The sequence below is a fragment of the Polaribacter sp. genome, assembly GCF_965656025.1.
Taxonomy (GTDB): Bacteria; Bacteroidota; Bacteroidia; order Flavobacteriales; family Flavobacteriaceae; genus Polaribacter.
Map to the genome: position 1 here is coordinate 13,655 of NZ_CBFHJT010000028.1, position 9,857 is coordinate 23,511.

Annotated in this window: 13 protein-coding genes; 7 read left to right on the forward strand and 6 right to left on the reverse strand. The window is 29.2% G+C overall.

Annotation, left to right across the window (positions count from 1 at the left end; translation table 11 throughout):
• Positions 1 to 497: 497 nt before the first annotated feature.
• Positions 498 to 932, forward strand: a complete 435-nt coding sequence (gene rpiB, locus ACTG3S_RS07185) for a ribose 5-phosphate isomerase B (RefSeq protein ID WP_439128677.1) — start codon at positions 498 to 500, stop codon at positions 930 to 932.
• A 73-nt stretch (positions 933 to 1,005) separates the two neighbouring features.
• A complete protein-coding gene (locus ACTG3S_RS07190) occupies positions 1,006 to 1,446 on the forward strand; it encodes a GNAT family N-acetyltransferase (protein ID WP_439128678.1) in 441 nt (146 codons plus the stop codon).
• 215 nt (positions 1,447 to 1,661) lie between these two features.
• On the opposite strand, the gene ACTG3S_RS07195 is transcribed toward ACTG3S_RS07190, so the two are convergent.
• The gene (locus tag ACTG3S_RS07195) at positions 1,662 to 2,207 is read right to left on the reverse strand and encodes a pseudouridine synthase (protein WP_439128704.1); all 546 of its coding nucleotides are present in this window, start codon (positions 2,205 to 2,207) and stop codon (positions 1,662 to 1,664) included.
• A gap of 26 nt (positions 2,208 to 2,233) precedes the next feature.
• A complete protein-coding gene (locus ACTG3S_RS07200) occupies positions 2,234 to 3,025 on the reverse strand; it encodes an aldose 1-epimerase (RefSeq protein ID WP_439128679.1) in 792 nt (263 codons plus the stop codon).
• Positions 3,026 to 3,136: 111 nt separating this feature from the next.
• Between ACTG3S_RS07200 and recA the strand changes: the two genes are divergently transcribed.
• Together recA and ACTG3S_RS07210 are read left to right on the forward strand one after the other, a co-directional pair.
• Complete coding sequence (gene recA, locus ACTG3S_RS07205) at positions 3,137 to 4,147, forward strand: recombinase RecA (RefSeq protein WP_439128680.1); 1,011 nt, start codon at positions 3,137 to 3,139, stop codon at positions 4,145 to 4,147.
• Between the two features lie 76 nt (positions 4,148 to 4,223).
• On the forward strand, positions 4,224 to 4,763 hold the full coding sequence (locus tag ACTG3S_RS07210; RefSeq protein WP_439128681.1) for a GNAT family N-acetyltransferase: 540 nt from the start codon (positions 4,224 to 4,226) through the stop codon (positions 4,761 to 4,763).
• Here ACTG3S_RS07210 and ACTG3S_RS07215 read toward each other — a convergent pair.
• The 4 genes from ACTG3S_RS07215 to ACTG3S_RS07230 form a co-directional block, all read right to left on the reverse strand.
• Positions 4,760 to 5,371 carry a hypothetical protein gene (locus ACTG3S_RS07215; protein WP_439128682.1) on the reverse strand — a complete coding sequence of 204 codons (612 nt, stop codon included), beginning with the start codon at positions 5,369 to 5,371 and terminating at the stop codon, positions 4,760 to 4,762. The two genes, ACTG3S_RS07210 and ACTG3S_RS07215, sit on opposite strands and share 4 nt — an antisense overlap.
• 8 nt (positions 5,372 to 5,379) lie before the next feature.
• Positions 5,380 to 5,532 carry a PspC domain-containing protein gene (locus ACTG3S_RS07220; RefSeq protein WP_207970540.1) on the reverse strand — a complete coding sequence of 51 codons (153 nt, stop codon included), beginning with the start codon at positions 5,530 to 5,532 and terminating at the stop codon, positions 5,380 to 5,382.
• A 76-nt stretch (positions 5,533 to 5,608) separates the two neighbouring features.
• Entirely contained in the window at positions 5,609 to 6,040 is a 432-nt protein-coding gene (gene dut, locus ACTG3S_RS07225) for a dUTP diphosphatase (RefSeq protein ID WP_439128683.1), read from the reverse strand.
• Positions 6,041 to 6,910, reverse strand: coding sequence for an alpha/beta hydrolase (locus ACTG3S_RS07230; RefSeq protein ID WP_439128684.1), 870 nt, complete (start codon positions 6,908 to 6,910; stop codon positions 6,041 to 6,043). It lies immediately after the preceding gene.
• A 96-nt stretch (positions 6,911 to 7,006) separates the two neighbouring features.
• Here ACTG3S_RS07230 and ACTG3S_RS07235 point away from each other — a divergent pair, with 96 nt between their 5' ends.
• The 3 genes from ACTG3S_RS07235 to ACTG3S_RS07245 form a co-directional block, all read left to right on the forward strand.
• Positions 7,007 to 8,002, forward strand: a complete 996-nt coding sequence (locus ACTG3S_RS07235; RefSeq protein WP_439128685.1) for an NAD(P)H-dependent glycerol-3-phosphate dehydrogenase — start codon at positions 7,007 to 7,009, stop codon at positions 8,000 to 8,002.
• A gap of 87 nt (positions 8,003 to 8,089) precedes the next feature.
• The gene (locus ACTG3S_RS07240) at positions 8,090 to 8,749 is read left to right on the forward strand and encodes a hypothetical protein (RefSeq protein ID WP_439128686.1); all 660 of its coding nucleotides are present in this window, start codon (positions 8,090 to 8,092) and stop codon (positions 8,747 to 8,749) included.
• A gap of 4 nt (positions 8,750 to 8,753) precedes the next feature.
• A partial coding sequence (locus ACTG3S_RS07245) for an MFS transporter (RefSeq protein ID WP_439128687.1) occupies positions 8,754 to 9,857 on the forward strand: 1,104 nt, incomplete at its 3' end.

A 9,857-nucleotide genomic window follows, 5' to 3' on the forward strand; every position in this document is an offset into this window, starting at 1 on the left:
TTGACTTTTATTTTAATACATGAGTTATTAAAAACAACTGACAATTTATAAGCTATTTAAATACTTAAAAATCAACTTTAAAATACAGTTGTTAACAATACTTATAAACAGCTATCAACCTATTTTAACTCATAACTATTTTACTTTTCTATGTAAATAAATTGTAAATTTTATGTTGATAAACTTTTATCAAAAATCAATAAAAAAAGTTGCACATATCAACTTAAGCCTTGTATTGTAATAAATTTTTTATCTACCAAAAAAACTTACGAGTTTTTCAATACAACTTCTTAACATTCTCTTAAAACGTTAAAAACTTAAAAATTAAAGAGTTATTAAAATTGTATAAAATAACATTGTTTATAACTGTTTATAACCTGTATTTTCTATATTTTTGTTGATGTAACTATGTCATTGCGAATGTAATGAAGTAATCTAATTATCAAACGGTAGATTATTTTTTCATTTTTATTCGTAAAGACGCTAAAAATTAAATAATGACAATTGCCATAGGAAACGATCATGCAGGAACCGAATATAAGTTCGAAATTATAAAACATTTAGAAGAAAAAGGATATACTGTAATAAATTTTGGTACAGATACCAACAGTTCTATGGATTATCCAGATGCAATACACCCAACTGCAGATGCTGTAGAATCTGGTAAAGCAGATTTAGGTATTATTATATGTGGTTCTGGGAATGGTGCACAAATGACTGCAAATAAACACCAAGGTATAAGAGCTGCTTTGTGTTGGAATAATGAGTTGGTTGCCTTAACAAGACAACATAATAACGCCAATATTTTAGCTATACCTGCACGTTTTGTGTCTTTACAACAAGCTATTGGTTTTGTAGCTGTTTTTTTAAACACAGAGTTTGAAGGTGGAAGACATCAAAACAGAATTGATAAGATTTCTTGTGCTGGTTAAATAAATAAAAGTTGTCATTTCGAGTAAATTTTCGAAGTATGAGAAAATTTGTATCGAGAAATCTCTTTCAATAATGAACTTCATCACCAAATCTTTTTCAGAATTAACTACCACAGAGCTCTATCAAATTTTACAATTACGTTCTGAAGTTTTTGTGGTTGAGCAAGATTGTGTGTATCAAGATGTAGATTTTAAAGATCAAAAAGCAATGCATGTTTTTGGTATTAAAAATGATAAAATTGTAGCTTATACAAGAATTTTTAAACCTGGAGATTATTTTAAAAATGCAAGTATTGGTAGAGTAGTGGTACAAGAAAATCAAAGAAAATTTGGTTATGGGCACCAAATAATGAAAGTTTCTATAGATGCTATAAAAAACTTTTTTAAGGTTGATAAAATTACCATTTCTGCTCAAAAATATTTAAAAAAATTCTACGAATCACATCAATTTATACAAGTAGGAGAGGAGTATTTAGAAGACGGAATACCACATATTAGGATGGATAGATATTAGTTTTTAGTTGATAGAAAAAAATAAAATTAGGATTTGAAGTAAACAAAAAATCATAAATTAATCTTTATCACTTTTTTTATTCATTTTGTAGATTAAATATCCAAAACCCACTAAAAAATGTAAAATAATGACAGCAGCAACAATATATAAAGTGGTGTTAGAATTATTCATACCACAAAATTAAATAGAATTTAAAATGTAGCATGTAATATTTGTTACATTAAACTATCTACCTCTATCACACCTCCAACTTCTAGATTTCCTAATTCAATTTTTCCAATACGTACTCTAATTAACCGTAAAGTTGGGTAACCAACAGCAGCTGTCATTTTACGAACTTGCCTAAACTTACCTTCTCTAATACAAATAGAAATCCAACTTGTTGGGCCATGTCTAGCATCTCTAATTTTTTGACTTCTTAATGGAAATTTAGGATCTTTAATAATAGCAGCTTTACCAGGTTTTGTGATGTATTTTTTACCATTAAAACCAATTTCTACTCCGTTTTTTAACTGGTCAATTTCTTTTTCAGTAATAATACCATCTACTTGTACATAATATTCTTTTTCATATTTATTACTTCTAATTGCTTCAGAAACTTTACCATCTGTTGTTAATAAAAGTAAGCCTTCAGAGGGAACATCTAAACGACCAATAGCCATAGTTCCTTTTGGAAAATTATACAATTCTCCTAGTAATTTTTTCTTACGTTTTGCAGGATTTACAAACTGAGAAATCATTCCCCAAGGTTTGTGAATCATAAAATGACGATGTTTTTCAATCAAAATTAAAGCACTTTTATTTCTACAAAAAATTCATTTTTTCCTGTTGATAAAGACATATTTTCTTCCGAAAATTTTTCATCTGTATACGAAGTATATTGAGTAATTGGCTCAATACACAACATATTATCAACTTCTGTCCATAACATAAAATTATGAAAGCCTTTTGTTGTTATTTCTAAGTCACTTTTATCAATATTTTCTAAAATAATTTTATCAGTATTTAAAAAGGGAAATGCATTATGACCAACTTTATAAATGTCTGCTAAGGTAATTTTCATATCATTTGCAATCAAAGTTTCTTTACCAGTATCAGACAATAAAAATGCAGGATGATACCCCAACATAAAAGGCATTCCTTTTTCTGCAGTAATTATAAAATTGATTTTTAAAACATTTTTTGTAAGTGTGTAATATTTTTCAAACGTAAAATCAAAAGGCCAAAACACAAATTCTTCTGGAGATTTGTTTGGATATTTTGCATTTTTTAAAGGTGTATTTTTTTTATATTTTTTGATGAATTTCGCCGAATTTGCATCTGAAGAAGACAAAACATAATCCATTTCTCTAACCAAACCATGTTGATCTAAAATGGCATCTCCTTTTTTAGTGTGAACTCTATAATTATTTTTAGAAATAGGTCCAATTACCGGAAACATTTCATCGTCAGATTTTCGCCAACCTTTACTTCCTTTTTGATGTATATATTCATTATCATCAACTTTAAAAGAAATTAGTTCACCTTTTTCTATTTTTACGCTACTGTTTTTATCTTTTAAAGTAAGTATATTTTCCATTCTTTTTTATTTTACAAACAATACTACAAAAATCGAAAGTATTTTTTAGGATTTTAGTGGTACTTTTTTGTAACTTGCTACACTATTTAAATTAAAAAATTAGCAAGATTTATGGCAGCAGCAGATAAAGAAAAAACAGCAAAATTAAAGGCATTACAATTAACTTTAGATAAATTAGATAAAACTTACGGAAAAGGTTCTGTAATGAAATTAGGTGATGTAGTTACAGAAGATGTAGACGCAATTTCATCTGGTTCTTTAGGCTTAGATTTGGCTTTAGGCGTTGGTGGGTATCCAAGAGGAAGAGTGATTGAAATTTACGGGCCAGAATCGTCAGGTAAAACAACCTTAACTATACATGCTATTGCAGAAGCACAAAAAGCAGGTGGTATTGCAGCATTTATAGATGCAGAACATGCTTTCGATAAATTTTATGCAGAAAACTTGGGCGTAGACATCGATAATTTAATTATCTCTCAACCAGATCATGGAGAGCAAGCATTAGAAATTGCAGATAATTTAATTCGTTCTGGAGCTATAGATATTGTAGTGATTGACTCTGTTGCAGCATTAACACCAAAATCTGAAATTGAAGGTGAAATGGGAGACTCTAAAATGGGTTTACATGCGCGTTTAATGTCGCAAGCTTTACGTAAATTAACAGGTACTATTTCTAAAACAAACTGTACAGTTATATTTATTAACCAATTACGTGAAAAAATTGGGGTTATGTTTGGCAATCCAGAAACAACAACGGGTGGTAATGCATTAAAATTTTATGCTTCTGTTCGTTTAGATATTAGAAGAAGAACACAAATTAAAGACGGAGACAAAGTTATTGGAAACAGTACCAAAGTTAAAGTAGTTAAAAATAAAGTTGCACCACCTTTTCAAATTGCAGAATTTGATATTATGTACGGACAAGGAATCTCTAAAGTTGGCGAAATTTTAGATATTGGTGTAGAACTAGGTATTGTAAAGAAAAGTGGTTCTTGGTTTAGTTACGGAGAAACCAAATTAGGCCAAGGTAGAGATGCTGTAAAGGGTTTAATTAAAGACAATCCTGAATTGGCAGAAGAATTAGAAGGAAAAATAAAAGTTGCTATTGAATCACAAGAATAAACATTAAAGGTTCAAATAATTTTTTTAAAACTGCTATGGAATTAATCAATCTTTAGCAGTTTTTGTTTTTTATAAGATGATGATTTATATATCCGAAAACATTCAATTAAAAGAAATAAAAAGTACAGATTGTGCGGTTCTTTTTAGTTTGATGCAAAAAATTTATCCACCAGCTTATAAGCATTTTTGGTTAGATAATGGACAATGGTATATAAATAGTCAATACTCTGAAGAAAATATATTAAAAGAGCTTTCTGTAGAAAACGCCAACTACTATTTTATTGTTTTTGAAGATAAAATTGTTGGTAATTTTAGGTTTATTTGGGATGATAAATTACCAGGTTTACCTAATCAGAAACAGGTAAAACTGCACAGAATCTACCTACATCAAAACACACAAGGAAAAGGAATTGGTAAAAAATTAATTGCTTGGTTAGAAAATAAAGCAATTACAAAAGGGTATAAAATTATTTGGTTAGATGCTATGGATGGACAACCACAAGCTTTTCAATTTTACAAAAAATTAGGTTTCAAATACAAATCACATACTTTTTTAATGTTTGATAATATGTTAGATGAAGTGAGAAAAATGAGTCAATTATATAAAGAAATTTAGTGAAACTTTTTACTATTTAAAAGTTGTTTGGCTTTATTTTTAATTCCTTTTTTAGCCCCATTTTCACTTAAAAAAAGTACTCTTTCTTTTTTTATATTTTTAGAATCTAACAATAAATTTTGAAGGTTTGCATTTTTAGAAACACAAATTTTTTCTGCTAATTTTTCAGAGTATCCTTGTTCTAAAAATTCGATTCTTAAAGCTTCTAAGGTTTCGTTTACAACCCCTTTACTTTCTAAAATACGTTCGTCTTTATAGGCATCTAAAACAAACATTAGTTCTTCTAGTTTTGAAACAATTTCTAACCTTTTCTTGCTCTTAAAAACTAAATAAGGATTTCCCCAATCACCAACATTTATAATAGAATTTGTGGCTTTATTAAAATCTTCTTGAAGATTAATCACCTTTAAAATGTAGTTTCCATTTGGGTTGTTTTCTGGCTGCCATTGTAACTCAATAGAGCGTTTTCTATGTGCTGAATTTAATAATAATAAATTTTCTGTAAAGTAAGACATTGTGTTTTCAGACGGATCTACCTCAAAAAAGCAATTCCATTCAAATTTCCAATCTCCAGAAACCCTTAAAGGTTGGTATTCTTTGTAAATCACAATCGATACTATTCCTTAGAAAGTACTTTTACCAACCATAAAATTAAATAAGCACCAATACCAAAACCTGCTAATAAAACTAATAAAACAAACAGAATTCTAATATTTTTTGCTGTAAAATTTGTTTTTGTACTAAGCCATTCACATACTCCTAAAATCATATTTTTTGTTTTTTTAAATTGTTCTTATAATTTGAGTTCGAGTGATTTTTAATTTTTATCGAAATTGTATCGAGAACTAAACCCCTGTACTGCCAAAACCACCAGAACCACGTTCTGTTTCACTTAAAACAATTACCTCTTGCCAATGTACACGTTCGTGTTTTGCAATAACTAGTTGTGCAATTCTTTCGCCATCACTTATTATAAAATCTTCGTTTGATAAATTTACTAAAATTACCCCAACTTCTCCTCTATAATCTGCATCTACAGTTCCTGGGCTGTTTAAAACAGTAATTCCTTTTTTTGCAGCCAAACCACTTCTAGGTCTAACTTGTGCTTCAAAACCAACAGGCAAAGCTATAAACAAACCTGTTTTTACAATGGCTCTTTCTAAAGGTTTTAATGTAATTGCTGCATCTATATTTGCTCTTAAATCCATACCAGCAGCACCTTCTGTTTCGTAGTTTGGTGTTGCGTGTTTTGATTTGTTTATAATTTGTACGTTCATTTATAAATGATATAAAAATGTAATTGTTTCTAAAAATTCTGCTTTCCAAAAAGACTCTGTATGTTTTCCACCAGCCACTATTTTGGTTTGTATATTTTCTTTTGGAAAACCCAAATCTACTAATAATTTCCCCATATTTTTGGTATCAGGCACCATAGATTCTCCTTCTTTATCACCAACTAATAAATAGAGTTTTGTTTTTTTTTGGTTGCCTTTTTCTTTCGCAAAACTTTGCACTTCATCAGAAAACCAAAAAGAGGTAGAAAGTGCACCAATTTTACCAAAAGTCTCAGGGTATTTTAAACCTCCATAAAAAGAAATTAACCCCCCTAAAGAACTACCAATTATGGCCGTGTTTTCTGGTTTTGTATTTGTTCGATAATTTTTATCAATAAAAGGTTTCAATGTATTTTTTAAAAAATCTACATAAATTGCACCTTTTCCTCCACCATATTTTTCGTTTTTCCATGGAGTATATTCTTCAATTCTTTTTTCGCCTCCATTTTCTACTCCTACAACTATAAACCCTTTTCCTGTTTTTTTAAATAGTTTATTTAAGGTTTCATCAACACCCCATTCACCCACAAAAGAGGTTGCATCATCAAATAAATTTTGTGCATCATGCATGTAAATTACATCGTATTTTTTTGTTGATGTACTATAATTGGGTGGTAAATACAGCCAAATTTTATGAGAAATATCGTTTAAACCATCAATAACAAACTGTTTTTTTAAGACGGAAACATTGGCTGTCTTGGTACTTACTTTTTCTGTAACAGTTTTTTCTTTTTTTGGGTCTTTTGCAGCTTCTTTTTTACAAGAAACTATTAAAATAATCAAACAAAATAAAAGGGAAAAATAATATTTCATAGAAAACAACTGAGTTTCTACAAATATAATAATTCAAAGAAGTATTCATCAAAAGATACTAATTTTATTACATTTGAAGTTTAAATCATATGTAGAATGGACGAACAAACAAAGATTGCAGTAATTGGTGGAGGTAGTTGGGCAACAGCAATTGTAAAAATGTTACAAGAAAATTTAGAAACAGTTGGTTGGTATATGCGTAACGAGTCTACAATTGCTCATATTAAAGAAAACGACCACAACCCAAAATATTTACGAGCAGCAGATGTATATGCTAGTAAGTTAGATTTAACAGGAGATATTAATAAAATTGTAACAAACTATAATATTTTAATATTTGCCATTCCTTCGGCTTTTTTAACTTCAGAATTAGATAAACTAACAGCATCTTTAGAAAATAAAATTGTTTTTTCGGCTATTAAAGGGATTGTACCAGAAACAGGTTTAATTGTTGGCGAACATTTTAATAAACAATACAACATTCCTATAGAAAACATTGGGGTTATTACAGGACCTTGCCATGCAGAAGAGGTTGCAATGGAAAGGCTGTCTTACCTAACGATTGCTTGTCAAGATGAAGAAAAAGCAAAATTATTAAGTAAATCTATAGAAAGTTGGTACATTAAAACCAAAATTTCTGATGACATTATAGGCACAGAATATGCAGCCATGTTAAAAAATATTTATGCTGTTGCTGCTGGTATTGCACATGGTTTGGGTTATGGAGATAATTTTCAATCGGTTTTAATGAGCAACGCAATTCGCGAAATGAAAAAGTTTATTAAAAAAGTACATAAAATGAAACGTAACATAAATAACTCTGCATATTTGGGAGACTTATTAGTTACTGGCTATTCTGTTTTTTCTAGAAACCGACAGTTTGGTAATATGATTGGTAAAGGCTACACTGTAAAATCTGCACAAATGGAAATGAGCATGATTGCAGAAGGCTATTACGCTACAAAAAGTGCTTTTAAATTAAAAGAAAAAAACGGAGCAAACACACCAATTATAAATGCAGTATACAACGTTTTGTACAATGATAAAGACCCTAAAAAGGAGTTTAAAAAACTAACTCACAAATTAAATTAGCTGTTTAAAAGTTATTTTATTTTTAAGGTTTTATTTTCTATAAATTGTTTATTTTTGAACATTCGTTTAAAATATTAAACAATTACCATGAAAACAATACAAGAAGTTGTAGAAAGTACTATTAGAAAAACACCATTTATAGAAGAAGCTTTAAATGAAAAGTTGATAAACGTTTCTTCTTTAGCAAGAATTATTTTACCAGAAGTTTCTACGGTTTTAAAAAAAGATGTAAAAGTGGGTGCAGTAATGATGGCTATAAACAGGCTTTCTCCTGCAAGCGAATTACGTATCAGAAAAAACATAAAAAAACTAGCTTTAGATTTAGGGGATGTTATTGTACGCTCTGATTTGTGCGATTTTACTTTTAAAAATACCACTTCATTACTAAAAGAAATTGCAAAAATTTTAAATAAGTCTTCAGAAAGTTCAGATTATTTTTTAACAGTTTCTCAAGGTATTTTTGAAACCAATATTGTTACTAGCAAAAACTTACAACCTTACGTAAATAAAATTTTCGATAAAGAAGATATTATTTCTAGTGTGTTAGATTTGGCGTCTATCACCATAAAATTACCAAAAGACAATCAAGAACAATCTGGTATTTATTACTTTATTTTAAAACAATTGGCTTGGGCAGACATTTCTTTACAAGAAATAATTTCTACCACAAACGAAATGACAATTGTAGTAAAAGAAGAAGACATCAACGAAACATTTGCCATTTTAATGGATATGAAATTGAGCTAAAAAAATGGCTAAAAACGATCCTTATGCAGCACTTAGAATTAAAGAATTCAACATTTTTTTATTTGTAAGATTTTTATTGGTTTTTGGTTGGTCTATGCAATTTATTGTAATTGAGTGGCAAGTATATTCCATCACAAAAGACCCACTTTCTTTAGGTATTATTGGGTTGATGGAAATTATTCCCGCATTTTCTATGGCTTTATTTGCAGGTCATATTGTAGATCAATCAGAAAAAAGAAACTTATTAGCAAAATGTACAGCAGCATTTTCTTTAATCAGTTTAGGGCTGTACTTTTTAACCACAGAAAACGTAATTAACAACTGGTCTACAAATACTATTTTATATGGTATTTATGCACTCGTTTTTTTTGGTGGTTTTTTACGATCCTTTTTTGGCCCCACAATATTCTCATTAGTAGCTTTATTGGTGCCTAAAAAAATATACCATAATGCTGCCACTTGGAGTACAAGTACTTGGAAAACAGCTTCTGTTTCTGGGGCACTTTTTGCGGGTTTTTTAATCAGTTGGATAGATGTAGACAATACCTTATTATTGGTATTTATATTGGTAATTTTATCTCTAATTTTTACTTTCTCCATAAAAAAGAAACCTATTTTAAACACAAAAATAGGAGAGCCCATGATGCAAAGCTTAAAAGCAGGCGTAAAATTTGTATTTAAAACCAAAGAAATTTTAGGAGTATTAACTTTAGATATGATTGCTGTACTTTTTGGAGGAACAGTGGCTATTTTATCGGTTTTTGCACAAGATGTTTTAAAAGTAGGACCCGAAGGTTTTGGCATTTTAAATGCTTCTATTTCTATGGGAAGTATTGTAACCATGTTTTTAACAACTTACATTCCTATCAACAAAAAAACTGGACTCAAAATGTTAGTTTCTGTTTTTATTTTTGGATTAAGTATTATTGCTTTTGGCCTATCTTCTATTTTTTGGGTAAGTGTTTTAGCACTTTTTATAAGTGGAGCTGCAGATGGTATTTCCATGGTAATAAGACAAACCATTTTGCAATTAAAAACACCAGATGATATGAGGGGAAGAGTATCTTCTGTAAACTCTATGTTCGTGGGTTCTTCTAACGAATTAGGT